The organism is Aquitalea sp. S1-19, assembly GCF_024343515.1.
Genome location: NZ_RJTZ01000007.1, coordinates 31,467 through 55,123 on the forward strand (window position 1 = coordinate 31,467; position 23,657 = coordinate 55,123).

At 58.1% G+C, this 23,657-nt stretch carries 24 protein-coding genes and 2 tRNA genes; 20 read left to right on the forward strand and 6 right to left on the reverse strand.

Going from position 1 to position 23,657, the window contains the following annotated elements; all coding sequences use genetic code 11:
• The first annotated feature begins 105 nt into the window (after positions 1-105).
• Positions 106-1,213 (forward strand): peptide chain release factor 2 gene (gene prfB / locus EGI20_RS01990; RefSeq protein ID WP_220789270.1). Its coding sequence is split into 2 segments (ribosomal slippage): positions 106-189 and positions 191-1,213, totalling 1,107 coding nucleotides; the frame shifts between segments, so codons are not numbered across the junction.
• A gap of 63 nt (positions 1,214-1,276) precedes the next feature.
• A complete protein-coding gene (gene lysS, locus EGI20_RS01995) occupies positions 1,277-2,782 on the forward strand; it encodes a lysine--tRNA ligase (RefSeq protein ID WP_124734153.1) in 1,506 nt (501 codons plus the stop codon).
• A gap of 101 nt (positions 2,783-2,883) precedes the next feature.
• On the opposite strand, the gene EGI20_RS02000 is transcribed toward lysS, so the two are convergent.
• Positions 2,884-3,090, reverse strand: coding sequence for a hypothetical protein (locus EGI20_RS02000; protein ID WP_498629230.1), 207 nt, complete (start codon positions 3,088-3,090; stop codon positions 2,884-2,886).
• 13 nt (positions 3,091-3,103) lie between these two features.
• Here EGI20_RS02000 and EGI20_RS02005 point away from each other — a divergent pair, with 13 nt between their 5' ends.
• The 3 genes from EGI20_RS02005 (at position 3,104) to EGI20_RS02015 (ending at position 6,146) form a co-directional block, all read left to right on the forward strand.
• Positions 3,104-4,435, forward strand: coding sequence for a TRZ/ATZ family hydrolase (locus EGI20_RS02005; RefSeq protein WP_498629232.1), 1,332 nt, complete (start codon positions 3,104-3,106; stop codon positions 4,433-4,435).
• Positions 4,432-5,130, forward strand: a complete 699-nt coding sequence (gene ubiG, locus EGI20_RS02010; protein WP_124734151.1) for a bifunctional 2-polyprenyl-6-hydroxyphenol methylase/3-demethylubiquinol 3-O-methyltransferase UbiG — start codon at positions 4,432-4,434, stop codon at positions 5,128-5,130. Before EGI20_RS02005 ends, ubiG begins: the two co-directional genes overlap by 4 nt.
• A 350-nt stretch (positions 5,131-5,480) precedes the next feature.
• Entirely contained in the window at positions 5,481-6,146 is a 666-nt protein-coding gene (locus EGI20_RS02015; RefSeq protein ID WP_498629235.1) for a GntR family transcriptional regulator, read from the forward strand.
• A gap of 26 nt (positions 6,147-6,172) precedes the next feature.
• Here EGI20_RS02015 and EGI20_RS02020 read toward each other — a convergent pair whose 3' ends face one another.
• Together EGI20_RS02020 and EGI20_RS02025 are read right to left on the reverse strand one after the other, a co-directional pair.
• On the reverse strand, positions 6,173-6,664 hold the full coding sequence (locus EGI20_RS02020; RefSeq protein ID WP_498629237.1) for a dihydrofolate reductase: 492 nt from the start codon (positions 6,662-6,664) through the stop codon (positions 6,173-6,175).
• Positions 6,661-7,455: a thymidylate synthase gene (locus EGI20_RS02025; RefSeq protein WP_124734148.1), complete on the reverse strand. Its 795-nt coding sequence runs from the start codon at positions 7,453-7,455 to the stop codon at positions 6,661-6,663. The genes EGI20_RS02020 and EGI20_RS02025 overlap by 4 nt, the downstream gene beginning before the upstream one ends.
• A gap of 193 nt (positions 7,456-7,648) precedes the next feature.
• On the opposite strand from EGI20_RS02025, the gene flhB reads away from it, so the two are divergent.
• From flhB to EGI20_RS02055, 6 genes are read left to right on the forward strand one after another with little or no spacing between them, the layout of a single operon-like run.
• Positions 7,649-8,815, forward strand: a complete 1,167-nt coding sequence (gene flhB, locus EGI20_RS02030) for a flagellar biosynthesis protein FlhB (RefSeq protein ID WP_498629239.1) — start codon at positions 7,649-7,651, stop codon at positions 8,813-8,815.
• An 8-nt stretch (positions 8,816-8,823) separates the two neighbouring features.
• Complete coding sequence (gene flhA / locus EGI20_RS02035) at positions 8,824-10,926, forward strand: flagellar biosynthesis protein FlhA (protein ID WP_498629241.1); 2,103 nt, start codon at positions 8,824-8,826, stop codon at positions 10,924-10,926.
• 14 nt (positions 10,927-10,940) lie between these two features.
• Positions 10,941-12,383: a flagellar biosynthesis GTPase FlhF gene (flhF, locus tag EGI20_RS02040; RefSeq protein WP_498629243.1), complete on the forward strand. Its 1,443-nt coding sequence runs from the start codon at positions 10,941-10,943 to the stop codon at positions 12,381-12,383.
• A 1-nt stretch (position 12,384) separates the two neighbouring features.
• On the forward strand, positions 12,385-13,248 hold the full coding sequence (locus EGI20_RS02045; protein ID WP_124734144.1) for a MinD/ParA family ATP-binding protein: 864 nt from the start codon (positions 12,385-12,387) through the stop codon (positions 13,246-13,248).
• Positions 13,249-13,250: 2 nt separating this feature from the next.
• Positions 13,251-13,997: an RNA polymerase sigma factor FliA gene (locus EGI20_RS02050; protein ID WP_498629246.1), complete on the forward strand. Its 747-nt coding sequence runs from the start codon at positions 13,251-13,253 to the stop codon at positions 13,995-13,997.
• Positions 13,998-14,012: 15 nt separating this feature from the next.
• The gene (locus EGI20_RS02055; protein ID WP_124734142.1) at positions 14,013-14,762 is read left to right on the forward strand and encodes a flagellar motor protein; all 750 of its coding nucleotides are present in this window, start codon (positions 14,013-14,015) and stop codon (positions 14,760-14,762) included.
• Here the strand turns inward: EGI20_RS02055 and EGI20_RS02060 are convergent.
• Complete coding sequence (locus EGI20_RS02060; RefSeq protein WP_498629248.1) at positions 14,759-16,162, reverse strand: exonuclease domain-containing protein; 1,404 nt, start codon at positions 16,160-16,162, stop codon at positions 14,759-14,761. The genes EGI20_RS02055 and EGI20_RS02060 overlap by 4 nt on opposite strands.
• A 241-nt stretch (positions 16,163-16,403) precedes the next feature.
• Between EGI20_RS02060 and EGI20_RS02065 the strand changes: the two genes are divergently transcribed.
• The 3 genes from EGI20_RS02065 to EGI20_RS02075 all read left to right on the forward strand — a co-directional run bounded on the left by EGI20_RS02065 (position 16,404) and on the right by EGI20_RS02075 (position 17,993).
• Positions 16,404-16,480 (forward strand) — tRNA-Arg (locus tag EGI20_RS02065).
• Between the two features lie 3 nt (positions 16,481-16,483).
• Positions 16,484-16,558 (forward strand) — tRNA-Glu (locus EGI20_RS02070).
• 142 nt (positions 16,559-16,700) lie between these two features.
• Positions 16,701-17,993: an L-cysteine desulfidase family protein gene (locus EGI20_RS02075; RefSeq protein ID WP_498629250.1), complete on the forward strand. Its 1,293-nt coding sequence runs from the start codon at positions 16,701-16,703 to the stop codon at positions 17,991-17,993.
• 38 nt (positions 17,994-18,031) lie between these two features.
• On the opposite strand, the gene coq7 is transcribed toward EGI20_RS02075, so the two are convergent.
• Positions 18,032-18,652, reverse strand: coding sequence for a 2-polyprenyl-3-methyl-6-methoxy-1,4-benzoquinone monooxygenase (gene coq7 / locus EGI20_RS02080; protein WP_124734139.1), 621 nt, complete (start codon positions 18,650-18,652; stop codon positions 18,032-18,034).
• A gap of 142 nt (positions 18,653-18,794) precedes the next feature.
• Between coq7 and ppa the strand changes: the two genes are divergently transcribed.
• Complete coding sequence (ppa, locus tag EGI20_RS02085) at positions 18,795-19,328, forward strand: inorganic diphosphatase (RefSeq protein ID WP_124734138.1); 534 nt, start codon at positions 18,795-18,797, stop codon at positions 19,326-19,328.
• Positions 19,329-19,464: 136 nt separating this feature from the next.
• On the forward strand, positions 19,465-20,097 hold the full coding sequence (locus tag EGI20_RS02090) for a hypothetical protein (protein WP_498629253.1): 633 nt from the start codon (positions 19,465-19,467) through the stop codon (positions 20,095-20,097).
• A gap of 65 nt (positions 20,098-20,162) precedes the next feature.
• Here the strand turns inward: EGI20_RS02090 and EGI20_RS02095 are convergent, their stop codons facing one another.
• The gene (locus tag EGI20_RS02095) at positions 20,163-20,726 is read right to left on the reverse strand and encodes a phasin family protein (protein WP_124734136.1); all 564 of its coding nucleotides are present in this window, start codon (positions 20,724-20,726) and stop codon (positions 20,163-20,165) included.
• Between EGI20_RS02095 and minC the strand changes: the two genes are divergently transcribed.
• The 4 genes from minC to EGI20_RS02115 form a co-directional block, all read left to right on the forward strand.
• Positions 20,725-21,720, forward strand: coding sequence for a septum site-determining protein MinC (gene minC / locus EGI20_RS02100; RefSeq protein WP_498629255.1), 996 nt, complete (start codon positions 20,725-20,727; stop codon positions 21,718-21,720). The genes EGI20_RS02095 and minC overlap by 2 nt on opposite strands.
• Before the next feature lie 32 nt (positions 21,721-21,752).
• The gene (gene minD / locus EGI20_RS02105; RefSeq protein WP_124734135.1) at positions 21,753-22,565 is read left to right on the forward strand and encodes a septum site-determining protein MinD; all 813 of its coding nucleotides are present in this window, start codon (positions 21,753-21,755) and stop codon (positions 22,563-22,565) included.
• Between the two features lie 3 nt (positions 22,566-22,568).
• Positions 22,569-22,826, forward strand: coding sequence for a cell division topological specificity factor MinE (gene minE / locus EGI20_RS02110; RefSeq protein WP_498629257.1), 258 nt, complete (start codon positions 22,569-22,571; stop codon positions 22,824-22,826).
• Between the two features lie 95 nt (positions 22,827-22,921).
• Positions 22,922-23,657, forward strand: a 736-nt coding sequence (locus EGI20_RS02115; RefSeq protein ID WP_498629259.1) for a LysR substrate-binding domain-containing protein, incomplete at its 3' end; no start/stop codon positions are given.

Genomic DNA, 23,657 nt, shown 5'->3' on the forward strand with positions numbered 1-23,657 from the left:
CCCGCTAAAAAAAGCGCACCTTTTGGTGCGCTTTTTTGTCTTTGCATCTAGACACGCGATACATTTGTATTTAATTATTCTCTGAACTAAATGGAGATCACCACCATGATCGAAGCCGAAATCCTCAACCAGATCGATGCCAAGCTGACCGATCTGACGACCCGCAACACCGATATTCGGGGGTATCTTTGACTACGACGGCAAAAAAGACCGTCTGGAAGAAGTTACCGGCCTGACCGAAGACCCGAACATCTGGAATGACCAGAAAAAAGCCCAGGAACTGGGGCGCGAACGCAAGATGCTGGAAGATGTCGTGCTGGTCATCGAAGGCATACAGTCGGCACTGACCGACAGCCGCGAACTGTTCGACATGGGTCGCGAAGAAGAAGACGACGACACCATCCTCGCCGTACAGGCCGATCTGGCCGAAGCCGAAGCCAAGCTGGCCAACCTTGAATTCCGCCGCATGTTCAGCGATCCGATGGATCCGAACAACTGCTTCGTCGATATCAAGGCCGGTGCAGGCGGTACCGAAGCACAGGACTGGGCCGGCATGCTGCTCAGAATGTATGTGCGCTGGGCCGAACGCCGCGGCTTCAAGGTCGAAGTACTGGAAGAGTCCGAAGGTGAAGTCGCCGGCGTCACCAGCGCCACCATCAAGATCGAAGGCGAATACGCCTATGGTCTGCTGCGCACCGAAGTGGGCGTACACCGTCTGGTACGCGTGTCGCCGTTCGATTCCAACGCGCGCCGCCACACCTCGTTTTCCTCGGTCTTCGTCTACCCGGAGGTGGATGATTCGTTTGAAATCGACATCAACCCGTCCGACGTGCGTACCGACACCTACCGTGCCTCCGGCGCCGGTGGTCAGCACATCAACAAGACCGACTCGGCCGTGCGCCTGACCCACAACCCGACCGGTATCGTGGTGCAGTGCCAGAATGACCGCTCGCAGCACCGCAACCGCGATGAAGCGTGGCAGATGCTGCGTGCCAAGCTGTACGAACTGGAACTGAAAAAGCGCAACACCGCCAAGCAGGAACTGGAAGACAGCAAAACCGATGTGGGCTGGGGACACCAGATCCGCTCCTATGTCTTTGACCAGTCGCGCATCAAAGACCTGCGTACCGGCTATGAAGTCGGCAACATCAAGGGCGTGATGGACGGCGACCTCGATCCATTTATCGAAGCCAGCCTCAAGCAAGGGGTCTAAATTGGCTACAACAACCGAAATGCGGCCCCGCTGCTGCGTCAATCCGTAATGACTGGAGACACAATGTCTGAACACGAAACTGCATCACCCATCCAGGATGAAAACCAGATCATGGCCGAGCGCCGCAGCAAGCTAAAAGCGCTGCGTGAAGGCGGCGTGGCCTTCCCAAACGACTTCCGCCGCGAAGACATGGCCGGCGACCTGGCCAAGAAGTGCAGCGACAAGAGCAAGGAAGATCTGGAAGCCCAGAAGATCCAGGTAGTCGTAGCCGGACGGATGATGCTCAAGCGTGTCATGGGCAAGGCCAGCTTCGCGACGCTGCAAGACAGCAGCGGCCGTATCCAGCTTTACATCAACGACCAGGGCGTGGGCGCCGAAAAGCACGAGTCTTTCAAACACTGGGACTTGGGCGACATTCTGGGCGCCAAGGGCGAACTGTTCCGCACCAACAAGGGCGAACTGTCGATCAATGTCACCGAGCTGCGCCTCTTGTCCAAGAGCCTGCGTCCGCTGCCGGACAAGCACCACGGTCTGGCCGACCAGGAAACGACCTATCGCCAGCGCTATGTCGACCTGATCGTCAACGAAGCCTCGCGCGACACTTTCATCAAGCGCTCCAAGATCGTGCAAACGGTACGCGACGTGATGGTGGGCGAAGACTACCTCGAAGTCGAAACGCCGATGATGCACCCGATCCCGGGCGGCGCCGCAGCCAAGCCGTTTGCCACGCACCACAATGCGCTGGATATGCCGCTGTATCTGCGTATCGCACCCGAGCTGTATCTGAAGCGTCTGGTAGTCGGCGGTCTTGAGCGTGTATTCGAGATCAACCGCAACTTCCGCAACGAAGGCATGAGCACCCGTCACAACCCAGAATTTACCATGATGGAGTTCTACGAAGCCTATAGCGGCTACGAACGCATGATGGAAATGACGGAAAAAGTGATCCGTGCCTGCGCCATGGCGGCTTGTGGCACCACGCGCATCAGCTACGGTGGCAAGGATGTCGACCTGGAAAGCCCGTTCGCGCGCTTCACCATCGTCGGTGCCATCCAGCACTTCAACCCGCAGTACAGCGACGAACAGCTGGCCGATGCCGAATGGCTGAAGAGCGAGATCAAGAAGCTGGGCGGCAAGCTGCCACCGGCGCCGGGCCTTGGCAGCCTGCAGCTGACCCTGTTCGAAGAGTGCGCCGAAGGCCTGCTGTGGAACCCGACCTTCATCATCGACTACCCGGTCGAAGTGTCGCCACTGGCACGCGGCTCGGATGCAGACCAGTCGATCACCGAGCGTTTCGAACTGTTTGTGGTCGGCCGCGAACTGGCCAACGGCTACTCCGAGTTGAACGACCCGGAAGACCAGGCCGCCCGCTTTATGAGCCAGGTTGAACAGAAAGACGCCGGCGACGACGAAGCCATGCACTATGACGCCGACTACATCCGCGCCATGGAATACGGCCTGCCACCGACCGGCGGCTGCGGCATCGGCATCGACCGTCTGGTGATGCTGCTGACCGACGCACCGTCGATCCGCGATGTGATTTTGTTCCCGCACATGCGCCCTGAGTGAGTTTTGAACGCATTGCTTGCCTAGCTTGACCACACCCCCGTCAGCCAAGACTGTCGGGGGTTTTTTATGCCGAAAACTCGCCGCCTCCTGCCCCTGGCATATTACAAGGGCCGCCAGCGATTTGCATGCCGGCTCATACCGTAGCCATACCCGTGGCTCATTTCGCACAAACCCTGCCGCCAGCGCATAAAGACGCCTGCGCCGAGGATATTTCCTTGGCACGCAAACATGCCAGTCATCATGTCCATTGCAAGCCTCAGGTTGCCGAAGAGCCATGCCGTGCCTACAATCGCGCCAAGCTCAGCCATCAGGACCCCTACCATGTCGAACCCTGCTTTTGATCTCTTGATTTCTGCCCGCTGGATGATCACCGTCGAACAAGATGGTGAAATCCTGGAAGACCATGCTCTGGCCATCAATAACGGGACGATTGTCGCCCTGCTGACGCCTTCGGAGTCGGCTGCCGCCACCGCCAAGCAGCATGTGCGGCTGGATAACCATGTATTGATGCCCGGCCTGATCAATCTGCACGGCCACAGCGCCATGACCCTGCTGCGTGGTCTGGCGGACGACAAGGCGCTGATGGACTGGCTGTCCAATCACATCTGGCCCGCCGAAGGCCAACATGTGCGCGACGAATTTGTCTTTGATGGCGCGCTGATTGCCATGGCGGAAATGATCCGTGGCGGCACCACCACCATCAACGACATGTACTTCTATCACGGAGCCATGGCGCGCGCCGGCCTCGCTGCGGGCATGCGTACCTTTGTCGGTGCGTCCATCCTCGAGTTTCCGACCAATTACGCCAACAATGCCGACGAATACATCAGCCGCGCACTGGATGAGCGGCGTGAATTTCTGGGTGAAGAGCTGATTACCTTTACCCTGGCACCGCATGCGCCTTACACCGTTTCCGACAACACTTTCCGCAAGGTGGTGATGCTGGCAGAAGAACAGGACATGCTGATCCATTGCCACATCCATGAGTCGGCAGGCGAAATCAGCGACAGCATGCGCGACCACCACCAGCGGCCACTGGCACGACTGAAAGCACTGGGACTGCTCTCTCCGCGCCTGATTGCCGCACATATGGTGCATCTCTCGGATGACGAGATCGAGCTGGCCGCCCGCCATGGCATCTCGGTGGCGCATAACCCAAGCTCGAATATGAAGCTGGCCTCGGGCATTGCCCGCATTCCCCAGCTGCTGGCCGGCGGCGTCAATGTCGGCATCGGCACCGATGGCGCAGCCTCCAACAACAAGCTGGACATGCTGGCCGAAACGCGCATGGCCGCCCTGCTGGCCAAGGTCGGCGCGATGGACCCGACCGCCGTGCCGGCGGCCACCGCCATCCGCATGGCAACGCTCAATGGTGCACAGGCTCTGGGCATTGCCGACAAGGTTGGCAGCATCAAGGTCGGTAAACAGGCCGATTTGATTGCCATTGATCTGGCCACCGTAGAAACCGCTCCCATATTCGACCCGATTTCCCATGTGGTTTACGCCGCAGGGCGCGAGCAGGTCAGCCATGTCTGGGTCAAGGGGCAAGCCCTGATGGCACAGCGCCAGCTCAAGACACTGGACGAAGCACAACTGATAGCCAGCGGCAGAAGCTGGCGTGAACGCATTCTGGCAGGAGATCAAAACGCATGAGTAATGTCGACGCACAAGAACTGGAAAAATTCAGCCAACTAGCCCACAAGTGGTGGGACAAAGACAGCGAATTCAAGCCGCTGCACGAGATCAACCCGCTGCGCCTTGATTTCATCGATGGCTATGCCGCACTCGCCGGAAAGGCCGTACTCGATGTGGGATGCGGCGGCGGCATCCTGGCCGAAAGCATGGCAGAGCGCGGAGCCAGCGTGACCGGCATAGATCTGGCCAAGAAATCACTGAAAGTGGCGCAACTGCATAGTCTGGAATCGGGTGTGCCTGTCGAATACCGCTGCGTGGCGGTGGAAGATCTGGCGGCAGAAAAGCCGGGCTATTACGACGCGGTAACCTGCATGGAAATGCTGGAGCATGTACCGGACCCGCAAAGCATCGTGCGTAGCTGCGCGCGTCTGGTCAAACCGGGTGGCACCGTGTTTTTCTCCACCCTCAACCGCAATCCCAAGGCTTACCTGCTGGCGGTGGTGGGGGCCGAATATGTACTCAATCTGCTCACCCGCGGCACCCACGACTATGCCCGCTTCCTCAAGCCTTCCGAGCTGTCGCGCATGGCACGCAACGCAGGGCTGGAGCTACTGGATATCCGCGGCATGAGTTACAACCCGGTCACCGGCATCCACAAGCTGGGGTCCGACACCGACGTCAACTACCTGATGGCTTGCCGTCGCATAGACTGATACCTCAATGAAAAAAACCTCTCCAGCCCAAGGCCGGAGAGGTCAACACCCGTGTCGTTCCTGCAAGACTCCCCAAGAGGAGCGCCTGTTGCCATCCCGAAATGGCAGCCAGACTTGCTTGCATGATATGAATTTAGCGAAGAACTGTTAGCCCCTGTTTTTACCCTCGCGCGGCCCAGATCAAACAAGCGTTTGAATCCTACGTCCACAGCAAAATACCCGCAAGGCATTTCACGTCAACCAAGACATAAGTGATGGTTTTCCGCCACAATACAAAGCAGCAGCGAATGCTAAAATAGCCGCCAGCGGCAAACCGCCATAGCCAACCCGACAGATCACGCCGAGCCTGCATGCCCTTTAAAGCCAACGACTCTCTGACCGAGCAAATCGCCCAGCATCTGGGCAAACTCATTATCCAAGGCACGCTCGCACCGGCAGAGCGTATTCAGGAGTTGCGCATCGCCGCCGAACTGGACGTCAGTCGCGGCTCGGTACGCGAAGCCCTGCTGATTCTGCAAAGGCGTCATCTGGTCGAGATCTATCCGCGTCGCGGCGCCGTCGTCGCCAGCCTGACGCAGGAAGATGTCAGGGCATTTTTTGAGCTGTGGTTTTTATTGCTAAACCGGGCCGCCACCAATCTGGCCCTGTCCTGGAAAAATGATGATCTGGCGCACTTTTTTGCGCTGGAAGCGGAGCTGGCCGAGCATAAGCTGCATGCCGATTTCAACGCCTTTTTTGACACCAGCTTTATCTTTTTGCAGACGCTGTACGACTTTGCCGGCAACCGCTATCTCGAAGATGCCCTGAATAATCTGCAGCCGGTGACCCAGCGCTGCCTGTACGCCATTTTCCGTAGCGGCGACATGCAACTGGAGCGCGCGCAATATTTTATCAGTGACCTGCTTAAAGCCATCATCGCACGCGACCTTGCGCGTCTGGATGCGGTCACTCAGCATTTAAGCGATACCTACCGCGCATTGGTACAAGAGGCCACGGCGACACTGGCCAAGGCATAAAAAAACGGGGCTATACCCCGTCAGCCTTACTTGCGCAACCAGGTCTGATACGACCAGTGCAAACCGTCTTCCCGGCTATGCCCTTCTTCTGCCGTCTGCTGCCATTCATTTTCAGCCCAAGCCGGAAAATGGGCATCTCCCGCGACATCCAGATCAATCAGCGTCAGCTCCATTTTTGCCGCCAGCGGCAAAGCCTGTGCAAACAGCTCGCCGCCACCGATCACACAGGCCTCGGCTACCGAGGCAACAGAGGACAGCGCTTCGGGGAGCGAGTGCACGACCTCGGCGCCCTCGGCCTGCCAGCCAATCTGGCGCGTCACCACGATATTGCGCCGCCCGGGCAAAGGCCGGCCGATGGAGTCCCAAGTCTTGCGTCCCATAATAATGGGCTTACCCAGCGTCACCGCCTTGAAATGCTTCAGATCCTCAGGCAAATGCCAAGGCAGGCGGTTGTCCACGCCTATTACCCTGTCGTTTGCCATGGCGACCACCAAGGTCATCATCAGTGGCGTACTCATACCGCCACCTGCGCCTTGATATGCGGATGCGGATCGTAGCCTTCCAGCTCGAAGTCTTCAAAACGGAAGGCAAACAGGTCTTTGACCGCCGGATTGATCTTCATGCGCGGCAAAGCGCGCGGTGCGCGTGACAACTGCAGTTCGGCCTGCTCCAGATGATTGCTATAGAGGTGGGCATCGCCCAGCGTATGCACGAAGTCCCCCGGTTCAAGGTCGCACACCTGCGCCACCATCATGGTCAGCAAGGCATAGCTGGCGATATTGAACGGTACGCCCAGGAAGATATCGGCCGAGCGCTGATACAGCTGGCACGACAGGCGGCCACCCGCCACATAGAACTGGAACAGGCTGTGGCAAGGCGGCAAGGCCATCTCGTCGACCAGCGCCGGATTCCACGCCGACACCATCAGCCGGCGCGAGTCCGGATTGGTCTTGATCATCTGCACTACATTGGCAATCTGGTCGATATGACGGCCATCGGCCGCCGGCCATGAACGCCACTGGTAACCGTATACCGGCCCCAGATCGCCGTTCTCATCGGCCCACTCGTCCCAGATGCGCACGCCGTTTTCCTTGAGGTAACGGATATTGGTGTCGCCGGACAAAAACCACAGCAACTCGTGCACGATGGACTTCAGGTGCAGCTTCTTGGTCGTGACCAATGGAAAGCCGTCCTGCAAGTTGTAACGCATCTGATAGCCGAACACCGAACGGGTGCCGGTACCGGTGCGGTCGGATTTTTCATCGCCATGTTCAAGCACATGGCGCATCAGGTCTTGGTACTGCTTCATGGCGCACATCCGTTAAAATTCAGGCTATCTAGTTTACAGGCAAAAAAGCGCATCCAACAGCGTTGAAAAACCAGCCTATTTGCAAAAAATACGACAACAATTCAAGCATTTTGAATATGAGGGACTTAAAACTCCGTCAATGGTAAACTCGCCGCCACACCCTGAACCCTGAATAAAAAAACCGGCAGCGCGCATGGCAGAAGACTCCGATCTGGAACGCACAGAACCCGCCTCAGAGCGCCGGCTGCAACAGGCGCGCGAAGACGGCAATGTGCCACGCTCGCGTGAGCTGGCGACTTTTGCCGTCACCATGACCGGGGTTGCGCTCTTGATCGCGCAGGGGCCGGCCCTTTACCGCGCGGTGGGCGACATCGCAGTAGGCATGCTGCGCTTTGACAACCAGAAGCTGAAAACGCCGGAACTGGCGGTCGAGGCATTCAAAAGCGCCTGTATCGACATGTTTATGGCGCTACTGCCCTTTTTAGGCGGCCTGGCCATCGTCGCCTTATTCACACCGCTCTTGATCGGCGGCTGGAATCTGACGCTCAAGGCGATTGAGCCGAAATTCTCCAAGCTCAACCCGGCCTCAGGCATCAAACGCATGTTTTCGGTACAGGCGCTGGCCGAGGGCGGCAAGGCCATTATGAAAAGCGCACTGATCGGTGGCGTCGCGACCTGGGTGATCTGGAGCGAGCGCGGCGAGCTGATGGGACTGGTGAGCCAGCCGCTGGAGCAGGCGCTGGGCAGCATGATGGGGCTGCTCGAACACACTTTCCTGATCGTGGTCGGTGCCATGCTGTTGCTGGTGGCGGTGGATGTGCCACTGCAGCTATGGCAGTACCACAAAAAACTCAGGATGACCAAGGAAGAGCTCAAGCAGGAAAGCAAGGAGCAGCAAGGCTCGCCCGAAGTCAAAGGCCGTATCCGCCAGCTGCAGCGCGAGGCGGCACGCCGGCGCATGATGCAGGAAATACCCGGTGCCAATGTGATCGTCACCAACCCGACCCATTACGCTGTGGCACTCAAATACAGCGACGACATGCGCGCGCCTCAAGTCGTGGCCAAGGGCACGCTTAAGCTGGCTGAGCGCATTATTGCCGCCGGCAGCGAGCATAAGATTGCCACCATGCGCGCACCAAGCTTTGCCCGCGCCCTGTATTTTCATGCCGAACTGGGCGCGGATATTCCCCCCAAGCTGTTCTCGGCGGCGGCGCAGGTGCTGGCTTATATCTACCAGCTCAAGGTCTATGAAAGCCAGGGCGGTCTGGCACCGGTTTACCCGGAAAAGCTGGAAGTGCCGCCTGAACTGGACCCGAACAATAAACAAAAAACAGCAGCCAGACCGGCTGATGTGCACTGACTGACGGCATGAACCAGATTCTAGATTCACTGAAGATGCTCAAGCTGAGCAAACTGGCAGGGCCGGTACTGATCATCCTGATTCTGGCGATGATGGTACTGCCGCTACCGCCGGTAATACTGGATATCTTCTTTACCTTCAATATCGCGATTTCGGTCATTGTGCTGATGGTCGGCATCAACACGCGCCATCCGCTGGAGTTTTCCGCCTTTCCCGCCGTGCTGCTGATCACCACCTTGTTGCGGTTGTCGCTCAACGTCGCCTCCAGCCGGGTGATTCTGATGGAGGGCCATACCGGCCCGGCCGCCGCCGGTAAGGTGATCGAATCCTTTGCCCACTTTCTGATCGGCGAGAATGTCGCCATCGGCATTATCGTGTTCATTATCCTGACCATCATCAACTTTATGGTGATCACCAAGGGTGCAGGCCGGATTGCCGAAGTATCGGCCCGCTTTACACTGGACGCGATGCCGGGCAAACAGATGGCGATCGATGCCGACCTCAATGCCGGCCTGATCGGCGAGGACGATGCCAGAAATCGTCGTCAGACTATTACCGAAGAAGCCAACTTCTTCGGCGCCATGGATGGTGCGTCCAAATTTGTCCGTGGCGATGCCATGGCCGGCATCATGATCATCGTGATCAATATTGTCGGCGGCCTGATCATCGGCATGATGCAGCATGATATGCCGGCAGGCGAAGCCGCCAAGACCTATACCCTGCTCACCATTGGCGATGGCCTGGTCGCCCAGATTCCGGCCCTGATCATCTCTACCGCCGCCGGCATCGTGGTGGCACGCGTCGGCACCGACAAGGACTTGTCCGAGCAGTTTATCGGCCAGCTATTTTCCAACCCGCATGTGCTCTATATCACGGCAGGTGTGATCGGCCTGATCGGTCTGATCCCCAATATGCCGCATACGGCCTTCCTGCTGATTGCCGGCTCACTGGCGGCGCTGGCTTGGTGGCAAGAGAAGCGCCAGCAAAGGGAAAAACTGGCACAAGCACAATCCAGCCAGATCGCCACACCCACCGCTTTGTCGGCTTCGGGCGGAGAACAGGCCATGGCCGAGGTCAGCTGGAATGATGTGCAACCGGTGGACATGCTGGGGCTGGAGGTCGGTTACCGGCTGATTCCACTGGTCGACCGCGATCAGGATGGCGAGCTGTTGCGCCGCATTCGCGGCATACGCAAGAAAATGGCGCAAGAGATGGGCTTTCTGGTCGCCGCCGTCCATATCCGCGACAATCTGGAAATCCGCCCCAATGCCTACCGCATCCTGCTCAAAGGAGTCGAAGTCGGCGTAGGCGACGCCTATATCGGTCAGTTTCTGGCCATCAACCCCGGCCATGTCAGCGCAGAAGTGCCCGGTACGCCGACCACCGACCCGACTTTCGGCCTGCCCGCGCTATGGATAGATGCAGCCCGGCGCGAAGAGGCACAAAGCCTGGGCTACACCGTGGTCGATGCCAGCACCGTGGTCGCCACCCATCTGTCCAATCTGCTGCAGTCACATGCGGCCGAGCTATTGGGCCGCGAAGAAGTCCAGGCCCTGATAGACCATCAGGCCAAAGAATCGCCCAAGCTGATCGAAGACTTGGTGCCCAAAGTCATTGCGGTGGGCATTTTGCAAAAGGTTCTGCAGCAGCTACTCAGCGACGGCCTGAATATTCGCGACTTTCGCACCATTATCGAAACGCTGGCCGACCATGTGCCCGTTACCCAGGACATCGACGAGTTGACCGCTGCAGTGCGTACCGCCCTGTCGCGCGCCATTGTCCAGCAACTCTTCCCCGGCGAGAATGAACTACCGCTGATGTCGCTGGATCCGCAACTGGAAAACATCCTGTTGCAGGCGGTGCAGTCCAAGGCCGGTGGCGGACTGGAGCCGGGGCTGGCGGAAAATCTGCTGGCCAATGCCGCCCACCAGACCGAAGAAGTCGAAAACCAGGGGCTGAATCCGGTACTGCTGACGCCTCCGGGCTTACGTCCCCTGCTCGCACGTTTTCTGCGTCGGGCGCTGCCGCAGTTACGCGTCATTTCGCATAATGAAATACCGGATAGCAAAACCATCCGTATAATCGCAGTTATTGGGGCCGGCAAGGGTTGAGGACGACATAACAGATGGTGGTCAGAAAGTTTTACGGTAAAACTACGCGCGACGCCTTGCGTCAGGTCCGCGAGGCGCTAGGTGCAGATGCGCTGATCCTGTCCAACCGCCCAACCCAGGGCGGTGGCGTAGAGATCATGGCCGTAGCCGATGCCGATGTTGCCGCCCTGTCGGATACGCTGGCACCGGCTGCCACCCGCCACCCGCCGCGCAAGACACCGGCGCCATCTGCCATCCTGCCCGCTCAAGGCAATGCTGCCGCGCGTGCGCTGTCGCGCAGCTATGCCATGCCGATCGAACCGCTGGAAGAACCGCCGCCTACGGCGCAGCCAGAACGCAGACATGCCGCAACCACAGCCGCCGAGCCTGTACGCCCTGCCGTTTTCAGCGCCGCTGCACGACCGGCGCCGGCTCCGCCAGCACCCGTAGCCTCGCCCCCTGCCCCTACCGCAGAAGCCAAGCCATCTGCTGCAGTACAAGGTGCACGCGCGAGCCTGCCGCCAGAAGAAGATATTGCCGACGACATCCGCCATATCGGTGAAGAAATCCGCCTGCTGAAAAGCCTGCTGCAAAACCAGCTGGCCACCTTTGCCTGGTCGGAAATGGAAGGGCAAACCCCCAATCGCGCCGAACTGTTCCGCTATTTGCTGACGGCAGGCTTTAGCCCGGCGCTGATACGCCAGCTCACCCAGAAACTGCCCCCGCAGTACGATGCAGAAGTCGCACAAAAATGGGCGCGCTCGGCACTGATGCATAATTTGAAGTGCATGGATCCTGCCAGCGACATCATCGATCAGGGGGGGATTTTTGCACTGGTAGGCCCAACAGGCGTAGGCAAAACAACCACAGTCGCCAAACTCGCCGCCCGCGCCACCATGCGCTATGGCGCCGAGGGTGTGGCGCTGATCACCACTGACAGCTACCGGATCGGCGCACAGGATCAGCTGCGCATCTACGGCAAGATTCTGGGTGTGCCGGTATTCTCGGTACAAAACGAAGGCGATTTACAGCTGACACTGGCCGATCTGACCCAGCGCCGGGTGGTGCTGATTGATACAGTCGGCATGAGTCAGCGTGATCAGCGCGTCCTGCAGCAAATCCGCATGTTTGCCACGGCCGGCCGGCCGGTACGCCGCCTGCTGCTATTGGCTGCCAATGCCGATGGCCGTACGCTGGAAGACGTGGTCAAACATTTTCGCAGTGATGACCTGACCGGGTGCGTGCTGTCCAAGGTCGATGAAGCCGTGATGCTGGGTGCCAGCCTGGACGTCATTATCCGCAACCGCCTGCGCCTGTTTTACATCACCAATGGCCAGCGCGTACCGGAAGACCTGCATTGTGCCAATGCGGACTTTCTGATTGACCGGGCCTTGCGCGCAGGACAGCTGGCGACCCCGTTTCATGGGCAGGCCGATGAAATCCCGATGATCAATGCCGCACAGTCAGGCTGGTTGTAACATGAGTGACCAGGCCGCCAGCCTAAGGCAACTCAGCCAGCAAAGCGCGCACCTGCCGCCCTTATTCGCCCTCACCGGTGCCAGCCATAGCGGCATCTCGACCCTGTGCGCGGGGCTGGCTGCGGCCAGCGCGCTACAGGGAAAGCGCCCCCTGTTGCTGGATCACCAGAATGGCCAGGAGCTGGCACGCCTGGCTGGCGTTCCGCCCTCCGCGTCGCTGGCCAGCCTGAACATCAGCCGCGGCGGCCTGACCGACCTGATGGTGAATTCGCGTCATGGCGTAACGCTGGTTAATCTGTATGCCCAGCCGGAAGAACGCCACCGCCTGTCGGCCCGCGTGTGGCAACGTCTGGCCAGCGAATTTTCCGCGCTGGAAAAAGACTGCGGTCTGACGCTGGTCGATGCGCCGGACCCGACCCAGGATGCAGCACCACTGGTGATTGCCGACAACCTGATTCTGGTCATCAGCCCGCAAGCCGAATCCATCACTCGCGGCTATGCCAGCATGAAACGGCTGGCCGGCGAATTCGGCCGCCGCCGTTTCAATGTGCTGGTCAACCGAGCAAGCGGGCAGGAAGAAGCGCAAAACGTGTTCGCCCGCTTGTCATCCGTAGCCGGCGACTATCTCGGTGTTTCCTTGCGCTGGGTCGGTTTTGTGCCGGAAGATCAGGCCATACGCAAGAGTCAGGCATTGCGCCGGCCAGTGGTGGAAGCCTTTCCGGATAGCGAAGCAGCCCAGGCATTCAGCCAGCTGGCCGCCATGCTGCCTTTGTGGCATGCACCGGACACCGGCCATGCCCGCTCCAGTTATCTGGAACAATTGTTGAGCACCAGCAAGACCCTTACCGAAATCACGGATCGTTAATCATGGCTCTGGCCACGCATCAAGCCCACGCCTACGCACAAGCTGCCGCCACCGATCGCCCGGATGTCATGCAGTACACGCCTTTGGTCAGGAAGATTGCCAGCCTGATGATGGCCCGCCTGCCGGCATCGGTCGAGCTGGATGATCTGGTACAAGTCGGCATGATCGGGCTACTGGAAGCCGCACGCCAGTTCGATCCGCTGCAAGGCGTACAGTTCGAAACCTTTGCCGGCACGCGCATCAAGGGCGCCATGCTCGATGAGCTGCGGCGCATAGACTGGATGCCGCGCCAGCTCAGGCGCAATGCCCGCATGATTGAAGACGCGATCAAACGCGCAACCCAAACGCTGGGTTATACGCCTAGTGAAAGCGAAATTGCCGACGAACTGGCGGTATCGCTGGAGGATTACCAGGCCATGCTGGGCGACTGCATGGGCGTGCGTCTGGTGTACTTTGAAGACTTTCATAGCCATGACGGCGAAGAGCTGAATGATGCACTGGCCAATATCGCGGACGACAATACGCCGGACCCGCTCCTGACGCTGGCCGACAGCGGTTTTCGTCAGGCGCTGATAGATGCCATCGCGACCTTGCCCGAACGTGACCAGCTGGTGATGAGCCTGTATTACGAGCAGGACCTCAATCTCAAGGAAATCGGCGCGGTACTGGGGGTCTCCGAGTCCCGCGTCAGCCAACTGCATACCCAGGCCGTCACCCGCATCCGCAGCAAGCTACGCGAATGGCTGTAAACAACAAGGATAGACGTGGATAAACTCAGCATCATTGCCATCATGGGCGGGCTGACCGCCATTCTGGCAGGACAAGCACTGGAAGGCGGCCACTTAGGCTCGCTACTGCAACTTACCGCCTTTATGATCGTAATCGGCGGTACGGCCAGCGCCGTCATGCTGCAAAGCACACCACGCCAGTTCGTCAACGGCCTGAAAATGCTCAAGTGGGTGTTTTATCCGCCGCAGTTCAATCATGAAAAAATGATACGCGACATCATCCAGTGGAGCCAAAGTGCGCGCAAAGGCGGCTTGTTGTCGCTGGAGGGCTATGTCTCCCTGCAGCACGATCCTTACACCAAAAAAGCCCTGCAGATGCTGGTTGACGGTGCGGCCCCCGAAACGCTGCGTTCGGTGATGGAAGTCGAGATCACCATGTTTGAACATGCACGCAAACAAGCCGCCAAAATCTGGGAGTCCGCCGGCGGCTACGCGCCAACCATCGGCATTATCGGCGCGGTTCTTGGCCTTATCCATGTCATGGAAAACCTGTCCGACCCGACCAAACTGGGCTCGGGCATTGCCGTTGCCTTTGTCGCCACCGTTTACGGCGTCGGTTCGGCCAACCTGTTTTTCTTGCCGGTCGCCGTCAAACTCAAAAACCTGATCGCGACCGAAATTGCCACCAAGGAGCTGATACTGGAAGGCGTTATCGCCATTGCCAACGGCGAGAACCCGCGCATTATCGAAAGCCGCCTGCGCGGCTTCCTTGCCATGTATGCCTAAGCTGCCGGCAACTCATGCAGCGTGATCCCGGGTGCCGGCTTTTTTAGCCAGTGCTGCAATAGTTTGTATACCGCCAGATCAAACACCGGCGTGCCTTGCAAGCAGGTCACATCATCACCCGAGCCCAAGTAGCACCACCGCTCGAACACATGGGACACCGACTCGCCGGTCACCTCGTCGTTTTCGGTCAATGCAATCGCACCTGCGTACGGCCAGCTTTGGGTTTTCAGGCGCAGCAAAGCATTTTGCAAGCGCGCATTATGCGCAGCGGCGCTTTCCTTACCGCAACAGGCCCCCAGACAGCGCCGGTTTTTAAAGCTTTGGCATGATGCACCTTTGCGGCTCGTGACCGTTTCGACCTCCAGAATGGCCGGACATAGCTGATGCGCACGCGCAAGCTCGCTCAATGCCTTCTTGGCTTCGCGTGGACTACGAAACAGGCCATACAAATCGGCCGTACGCGAAAAGTCCAGCGTGCGCGCAAGGCTGACGCTCACCCGCAAAAAGCCATCCTCCCCCGCTTCGCTCAATTGCAAGGCACACAATTCGTTCGTCTGGCGCGCACGCGGGTTGTAACGCGGCCGCAAGGCGGACACCTGCTGCAATTCAAGCAATGCTGCGCCAAACTCACCCAGTGTTTCCTGCCACGCTACATGGGCAATGCGCTCATGGATGCGCGGCAGCTTGGCGTCCAGCGTCCCCGCACCATAGTGGGCAAACACCCTTTGCCTGAGGTTAAGGCAACGCCCGGCATAGAGCGCCTCGCCATTGGCGCCATAGAGGGTATACACCCCCGGCGTATCCGGCAGGGTATCGGCCAGCTCCTGCGTCATGCCCTCCGGCACACTAGGCAGCGCCAATAAGGCCGCTGCCGCAGAGCACACAGCCTCGGCACCCAGTTCGTTCCGTGCCAGACATAAAAACCGGTATACGGCCTCGGCATCCGCCAGCGCACGGTGCCGTGCCGGCAGCACGAGTTGGTGCCGCTCGATAATGCTGTCCAGACTGTGTTTGAAGTATTGCGGGTACAAGCGGCGCGATAACTTGACCGAGCACAGGGTGTTGGCGTTGAACGCCAAGCCGGCGCGGCGAAATGCATTTTTGAGAAAACCGTAATCGAAGCGCGCGTTATGGGCAATCAGCAAACGCCCTTCCAGCTTTTGCCACAAGGCAGGTGCCAGTTCGGCAAATGCCGGTGCATCAGCCACCATCGCATTGCTGATCCCGGTCATGTCTTCGATGAAGGGCGGAATGGGTTGGCTGGGGTTGACCAGCATTTCGATGCGTTCGACGTTTTCGCCGTCCACCAGAATCAGGCCGATTTCAGTAATCCGGTCGCGGGTAATGTGGCCTCCCGTCGTTTCCAGATCGACAATTACGTAAGCTTGTTCAAACAACATGGGCAGATCCGCTTAAAAACCGAAATATTTTTCAGCCTGACCGGCCAAAAACAGAGATTCACAAACCACTGACAAATAAGGCATTTTTAACGCGATACTGTCAGAAAATGGCAACAATAAGGACGTATTCTAAACGACGACGAACAATTTAATCAGAAAAAGTGTTGACGAAAAAAGAAGGCTTCCGTATAGTTCGCATCTCTCGCAGCAGACAACGCAGCGAGACACAGCAAGAAACAGTGCACCCGTAGCTCAGTTGGATAGAGTATTTGGCTACGAACCAAAGGGTCGGGCGTTCGAATCGCTCCGGGTGCACCAGCAGTCCCTATAGTTTAGCGGTTAGAACACTGCCCTTTCACGGCGGCGGCCGGGGTTCGATTCCCCGTGGGGACGCCAGAATAAAAATAAGGCCACTATCACCCGATAGTGGCCTTATTGCATTTACACACCATTCCCGCACTTCATTTCTGTATAAAATATCCGCCATTTGCTTGCCCGCCCTCCGGCCGGGCCTGTTCCGCACAAGAGGCTGCACACCATGAGCAATCCGACACCACTCTGGGCCGAGTTTATCAAGGCTGTCAAACACGAAGTCATTCCGGCACTAGGCTGCACCGAACCCATCTCGCTGGCACTGGCCGCCGCCATCGCGCGTGAACAGTTGGGCACCCTGCCCGAACGCATCGACGCCAAAGTATCCTCCAACCTGATGAAAAACGGCATGGCAGTGACCGTCCCGGGCACCGGCATGGTCGGCCTGGCCATTGCCGCAGCAGTCGGCGCCATTGGCGGCGATCCGCAAGGCGGCTTGCAGGTACTGAAGAAGCTGACACCCGAACAGGTCGCAGCAGGCAAAGCCATGCTGGATGCCAAGCAAGTCAGCGTCAGCATCACCGATGTTCCCAACATCCTCTATAGCGAAGCGACACTCTACGCCGGGGGCGAATCGGTGCGCGTCTGCATTGCCAACGCCCACACCAATGTAATCCTGATCGAGAAAAACGGCGAAACCCTGTGGCAGGCCGCCAGTCAGGGCACGACAGCAGGCGGGCACTATTCGCTAGGCCATGCCCGCATGCATGATGTCTACGAATTCGCCACCCAGATAACACTGAGCGAGATCGAATTCATTCTGGAGGCCGCACGCCTGAACAATGCATTATCAGATGAGGGCATGAGCGGCCGGTACGGCCTGCATATAGGCGCAACCTTGCAGCGTCAGGTCAAACAAGGCCTGCTCTCCCAAGGCCTGCTTACCGAAATCATGATGCGCACCACGGCGGCATCGGACGCCCGCATGGGCGGCGCCCCGCTGCCGGCCATGAGCAATTCCGGTTCAGGCAATCAGGGCATCGCCGCCACCTTGCCGGTCGTCGTGGTCGCACGCCACCTGAATGCCGACAATGAAAAACTGGCACGCGCGCTTATGCTGTCCCACCTGACGGCCGTCTACATCCACAGCAAGCTGCCTGCCCTGTCCGCCCTGTGCGCAGTCACCACCGCCTCCATGGGGGCCGCTGCCGGCATGGCCTGGCTACTTGATGGCAAGGAAGAGTCGGTCAATATGGCGATTTGCAGCATGGTAGGCGACCTGGCAGGCATGATCTGCGATGGCGCATCCAATAGCTGCGCCATGAAAGTCTCAACCTCGGCCGCATCGGCCTACAAGTCGGTACTGATGGCGCTGGACGACAGCCGTGTCACCGGCCACGAAGGCATTGTGGCGCATGATGTCGATGAGTCGATCAGCAATCTGTGTGCGCTCGCCAGTCGCAGCATGCTGGAAACCGACCGCCAGATTATCGAAATCATGGTGCAAAAAGCGCGTTAAAAAACAGGCGACCGATAACGGTCGCCCTGAACAGTCAATCAGATGCGGTAGCTGGCGGCCGTCATCAGTCTGGATGAAAGCTTCATCCCCTGGCGCACCGGCAGGGGCAAACGAGCAGCGCCCAGCGCATGCGCCATATCCGCGTGTCTGAGCTCGTCATCGCGCATCTGCGTCACAATGGCCCGGCTTTTGCCATCCTCTTCGGGCAAGCTTTGCAAATGGCTATCCAGATGCGCGCCAACCTGATGCTCCGTCTCCTCCAGAAACCCCAGATTCCAGCGATCCCCAAGCAAACCGGCCGCTACCCCTATCGCCAGCGAACCGCCATACCACAAAGGATTAAGCACACTGGTGCGCCCGCCGAGCTCACGGATACGCTGCTCGGTCCAGGCCAGATGCTCGACCTCCTCATGCGCGGCCTCTTTCAAGGCCTCACGGGCAGCAGGATCACGCGCCGTCAGCGCCTGCCCCTGATACAGCGCCTGTGCACACACCTCACCACAATGATTCACCCGCATCAAACCCAGCGCATGCTGTTTTTGCTCATCACTCAGCGTCACCTCATCCAGGTTTTTACCGGGATGAGGGCGCGAACTCAGCGCCGGCGCAAACAAGGTACGCAAGCCCTTGTCAAACTCGACAATAAATTTATCAATCATGTGATGCCTTTTTGCCATATCCAATGAACATCATTATACCTTCACAGCACACGCTACGGATGCCTGCGATATAATCGTCCGACAGCAGCACCCCTGCATCACGCCCAGCCATAAGGGCATATACAAACAAGGACCCGAGTCGATGAACCTGAACGCAATTTCCGCCGGCAAGGATATGCCGAACGACATCAACGTCGTAATCGAAATCTCCGCCAATGGCGCCCCTATCAAGTACGAACTGGACAAAGACTCCGGCGCGATCTTCGTTGACCGCTTTATGGGCACCGCCATGTTCTACCCGGCCAACTACGGCTTTGTGCCGCAGACCCTGTCGCTGGATGGTGATCCGGTAGACGTTCTGGTCGTGACCCCATTCCCGCTGCCGCCAGGCGTGGTCGTTCGCTGCCGTACGCTGGGCATGATCAAGATGGAAGACGAATCCGGCATTGATGCAAAACTGGTGGCCGTACCCGTTGAAAAACTGTGCCCGATGTACAGCAATATCCAGAAACTGGAAGACCTGCCTGAACTGCTGCGCAACCAGATGGTGCACTTCTTCGAGCACTACAAAGACCTGGAAAAGGGCAAGTGGGTCAAGGTACAAGGCTGGGGCACCATGGAAGAAGCCAAAGCCGAGCTGGTGGATGGTATCGCGCGTCACCTACAGGAAGGCTGATAGCCGGTTCGCTCCGCGAAAAAAGCCGGCCTTGCCGGCTTTTTTCGCATGAGACAAGCAACAAGCGGAGAACCCCGATAGGCAGACCGCACTATCCGTGAAAGAATCCGGCGTCGTTTGGTAACAGGGCAAAAATTTGGACATCGTGGCGCACGGCGCAACTCCCGAGCACATCCTCCGGCGCTTGCAGCAAAAAGGCTATACCGTCAGCCGGCAATATGCCGCTGCAACGGGTGCCGCACGTCTAAGCCACCCTGATTTCACCCTTGACCTGTCCGGTCCGACGCCAGAACAGGCTAGGCTGCAAGCCCAGGCAGGTCGTTATATTGATCTTGCCGGACACTGGCATCCTGCCGGAGAGTATATGGGTTATGTCCTGTATGCCGGCGGCAGTGATACTGCCGTTGCCCTGGCCCGCCCCCTTCTGGATGCACTGGCACCGCTCAACAGCGCCTGGCTGATGACCGGCCCCGCTGGCAGCGCAACCTTTATGCGCCAATATATGGATGCCTTGGGCTATAGCCTGCACTACGGACGGGCTGCACACGATACGCAGTTCACACCCGCCGATTTACTGCAGCACCTGCAAGAGCAGACACACCTGCTCGAGCGGATCAGACAACTGGCACAGCGCTATCTGGCAAGCCACCCTTCCACGACACCTGCGACATCAAACCTCCCGCCAGACACCAGACAACCCCACTTTGCCCAAGCCCTGGCACAGTGGTTATTACTATTGAGCGACACGTCCATACCCGGACCAAATTGAGCCGCCGGTAAAAACGACAAAACGGCCCTTGCGGGCCGTTTCCATATAGCAGAACAACAATACAATCAGGCAGCAGCGCCCGGCTTTTTGCGCGAAACAGCAGCACCGGTCGCCTTGGCAGTGTTCGCCGCAGCTTCTGCGCTAGCCTCGGCAAAATCGCTACCCATTTTTTTCGCGGTCTTCGACACATTATCAAAAGCAGCGCTCGACGTGGTGATCAGCGTCTTGAGTGCATTGACAGCAACATCGGAGCCGGCAGGCGCGTTCTTGCTCAGTTTGTCCAGCGAAGTCAGTACCGCCTGGTTAGACTCGGAGACATGGTCTTCAAAGAAGGCAGCCAGTTCATTCTGGGTCTGCACAGCAGCATCATACAGATTGCGCGCCACATTCAAGCTTTGATCGATAGCAGGCTGCGCCTGGCTGGACTGATACTCGGCAAATGCCTTTGGATCCTTGATCTCGGTCAGCGCCTTGACAGCTTGGGCATTATCGTTCAGCAGCTTGCGCGACAATTCCAGCTGCAGGCTGGCCATGCGCTCGGTGCCGGACAAAACGATGGAAGACAGGCGAACTGCCTTATCGAGATTGGCCTGACCGAAGGCTGCAAAATCTTGTGCATTGGTAAACATGCGAGACTCCTCTTTCACAAAAATTTCAGATCACAACAGCACCAAACCCATCAGCGCCAAACCGATGTTGCGCTGCAACAATGTGGATATTAGACAGGCACTTGCACCCGGTCAAGGGAATGTTGCGCTGCGCCATTCCATCCCCTTACTTTCGATGCATTTGTACAACACCTATCAATTTCACAACAGCAAATCAACAAAACAACATATTGCCAGTCCATACGCGTTGAAAGACTGCTATCAAAGATTTACACTCTGGCAATTGATTAAATCTATGCAGACTCAAGACACCACAATGAGCCAGACGGCCACTCCTCTCGAAATAAAGTCCGCCAGCCTGGATTTGCTGGCACTTCAACTGCGCAGCTCCGATCCTGTGCAGATAGAAGCCGAACTGGACCATCGTTTTGGCCAGCGCTTCACCGATCAACATGAGGCTTTTGTACTTGATCTTGAGCTGCTGACAGAACCTGCCGGGCTTGATCTGGCCGCCGTACTGGCCAGCTGCATCAAGCGCGGCATCCGCATTGTCGCCCTGCGCCATCCTGATCCGGCGCTGGAAGCGCTAGCCCGACGCCATCATCTGGCTTATACAGCATCAGGCACACCAGGCCGCCCCCAAGTCCAAGCAAATATCGTGCCTGCGCAAATTGCGCTGCGCCACACCATGATCATCGACAAGCCGGTGCGCGCCGGTCAGCAAATCTACGCCAAGGATGGCGATCTGATTGTGCTGGCCATGGTCAGCGCGGGTGCCGAAGTGATTGCCGATGGCCATATCCATGTCTACGCCCCCTTGCGCGGCCGGGCATTGGCCGGCGCTCACGGCAATACGCAGGCACGTATTTTTGTCCATGCCATGGAGGCTGAGCTGGTCTCCATCGCCGGCGTGTACCGCACCATAGAACAGACACTTCCTGCTTCGATCCAGGGCAAGCCGACACAGATTTATCTGGAAAACGAACGCCTCGTCATCACCGCCATTGGCGAATGACTGGCCGACCATCTTCATCAAGGGATATAGACGTGGCAAAGATTATTGTTGTGACCTCAGGTAAGGGTGGCGTAGGCAAAACCACCACCAGCGCCAGCTTCGCCTCCGGCCTTGCCTTGCGCGGCCATAAAACTGCTGTCATCGACTTCGATGTCGGTCTGCGCAATCTGGATCTGATCATGGGCTGCGAACGGCGCGTGGTCTACGACCTGATCAATGTGGTGAATAACGAGGCCAGCCTCAATCAGGCACTGATCAAGGACAAGAACTGCGACAATCTCTACGTATTGCCGGCGTCACAGACACGCGATAAGGATGCGCTATCGGAAGAAGGCGTAGAGCGCGTACTGAAAGATCTGGCCGACATGGGTTTTGAGTACATCGTATGCGACTCTCCTGCCGGTATCGAACGCGGCGCACTGATGGCGCTCTATTTTGCCGATGAAGCCATTATCGTAACCAATCCTGAAGTCTCGTCGGTACGCGACTCGGACCGTATCCTCGGCATTTTGTCATCCAAATCCAAGCGCGCAGTCGAAGGGCGCGAGCCGGTCAAAGAGCACTTGCTGATTACCCGCTACTCGCCCTCCCGAGTGGAAAAAGGCGAAATGCTGTCGGTGGATGATGTAAAAGAAATTCTACGTGTACCGCTGATTGGGGCGATTCCCGAGTCACAAAGCGTACTGCAGGCATCCAACTCGGGCACTCCCGCCATTCACATGAAGGGCAGCGATGCTGCCGAAGCCTACACCGATGTAGTGTCGCGCTTTTTGGGTGAGAGTTGCCCGATGCGCTTTATCGAGCCCCCCAAGGTCGGCCTGCTCAAACGCCTGTTCGGAGGTTAATGGATGTCGCTGATTGATATGATTTTTGGCAAGCGCCAGAAAACAGCTACCATCGCACGCGAGCGCCTGCAGATCATTCTTGCGCACGAACGCGGCGGTCGTGGTGCACCGGATTATCTGCCGGCCTTGCAGCGTGAATTGATGGAGGTCATTTCGAAGTACGTTGCCGTCAACCAGGATGACATCAAGGTTCAACTGGAACGTCAGGACAACTTTGAAGTACTGGAAGTCAACATCGTGCTGCCGGAAAAAAACCGCTAACACTGACAAGGCTTGCTGCCCATGCCTAAACGCATGGGCACGCCCCCTTTCGCCCGCCCTGCGAGGCACGCCTCAGGCGTAATTGACTCTTTTGTATGACGCTAACTGAACTTCGTTATATCGTGGCGGTTGCACGCGAGCGCCATTTCGGGCGCGCCGCCCAAACCTGCTTTGTCAGCCAGCCCACCCTCTCCATTGCCATCAAGAAACTGGAAGACGAACTGTCGGTCACGCTCTTCGAGCGCGGCGGACAGGAAGTCGCGGTCACCGAAATAGGCGAGCGGGTGGTGGAACAGGCAAGGCGCGTGCTGGAAGAAGCCGAAACGCTGAAACATCTAGCCGGTGAACACCAGAACGAACTGGCGGGTCCGCTGAAGCTGGGCGTCATCTTTACCATCAGCCCGTACTTGCTGCCCAAACTAATCCCGGCGCTGCGTATTCTGGCGCCCGACATGCCGCTCATTCTGGAAGAAAACTATACCGCGCGACTGGCCGAAATGCTCAAGCGCGGTGAAGTTGACGCCATTATCGTTGCCGATCCGTTTGACGAGCCCGGCACCCAGGCATGGCCACTCTATGACGAGGCCTTTGTCGTTGCCACACCCAAGGGTCACCCGTGGGAAAAGCGCAAGCATATCAATGCCGACGAACTGTCACACGAAAGCGTATTGCTTTTGTCTGCCGGCAACTGCTTCCGTGATCAGGTTTTGCAAAGCTGTAGCGAACTGGCCATGCGTCAGAGTCAGGCGGGCGGGCTGGCCAGTGCGGTACAGGGTAGCTCGCTCAATACCATACGCCATATGGTCGCCAGCGGCATGGGGATCACCGTAT

Coding starts and splice junctions, on each gene's coding strand:
- minC (WP_498629255.1), top strand. CDS start 20,725: ATGCGAGACTCCTCTTTCACAAAAATTTCAGATCACAACAGCACCAAA.
- flhB (WP_498629239.1), top strand. CDS start 7,649: ATGGCAGAAGACTCCGATCTGGAACGCACAGAACCCGCCTCAGAGCGC.
- minE (WP_498629257.1), top strand. CDS start 22,569: ATGTCGCTGATTGATATGATTTTTGGCAAGCGCCAGAAAACAGCTACC.
- EGI20_RS02095 (WP_124734136.1), bottom strand. CDS start 20,726: ATGTTTACCAATGCACAAGATTTTGCAGCCTTCGGTCAGGCCAATCTC.
- EGI20_RS02045 (WP_124734144.1), top strand. CDS start 12,385: ATGAGTGACCAGGCCGCCAGCCTAAGGCAACTCAGCCAGCAAAGCGCG.
- EGI20_RS02015 (WP_498629235.1), top strand. CDS start 5,481: ATGCCCTTTAAAGCCAACGACTCTCTGACCGAGCAAATCGCCCAGCAT.
- EGI20_RS02060 (WP_498629248.1), bottom strand. CDS start 16,162: ATGTTGTTTGAACAAGCTTACGTAATTGTCGATCTGGAAACGACGGGA.
- EGI20_RS02025 (WP_124734148.1), bottom strand. CDS start 7,455: ATGAAGCAGTACCAAGACCTGATGCGCCATGTGCTTGAACATGGCGAT.
- flhA (WP_498629241.1), top strand. CDS start 8,824: ATGAACCAGATTCTAGATTCACTGAAGATGCTCAAGCTGAGCAAACTG.
- EGI20_RS02005 (WP_498629232.1), top strand. CDS start 3,104: ATGTCGAACCCTGCTTTTGATCTCTTGATTTCTGCCCGCTGGATGATC.
- EGI20_RS02000 (WP_498629230.1), bottom strand. CDS start 3,090: ATGGCTGAGCTTGGCGCGATTGTAGGCACGGCATGGCTCTTCGGCAAC.
- EGI20_RS02075 (WP_498629250.1), top strand. CDS start 16,701: ATGAGCAATCCGACACCACTCTGGGCCGAGTTTATCAAGGCTGTCAAA.
- ppa (WP_124734138.1), top strand. CDS start 18,795: ATGAACCTGAACGCAATTTCCGCCGGCAAGGATATGCCGAACGACATC.
- EGI20_RS02020 (WP_498629237.1), bottom strand. CDS start 6,664: ATGAGTACGCCACTGATGATGACCTTGGTGGTCGCCATGGCAAACGAC.
- flhF (WP_498629243.1), top strand. CDS start 10,941: ATGGTGGTCAGAAAGTTTTACGGTAAAACTACGCGCGACGCCTTGCGT.
- EGI20_RS02050 (WP_498629246.1), top strand. CDS start 13,251: ATGGCTCTGGCCACGCATCAAGCCCACGCCTACGCACAAGCTGCCGCC.
- ubiG (WP_124734151.1), top strand. CDS start 4,432: ATGAGTAATGTCGACGCACAAGAACTGGAAAAATTCAGCCAACTAGCC.
- coq7 (WP_124734139.1), bottom strand. CDS start 18,652: ATGATTGATAAATTTATTGTCGAGTTTGACAAGGGCTTGCGTACCTTG.
- lysS (WP_124734153.1), top strand. CDS start 1,277: ATGTCTGAACACGAAACTGCATCACCCATCCAGGATGAAAACCAGATC.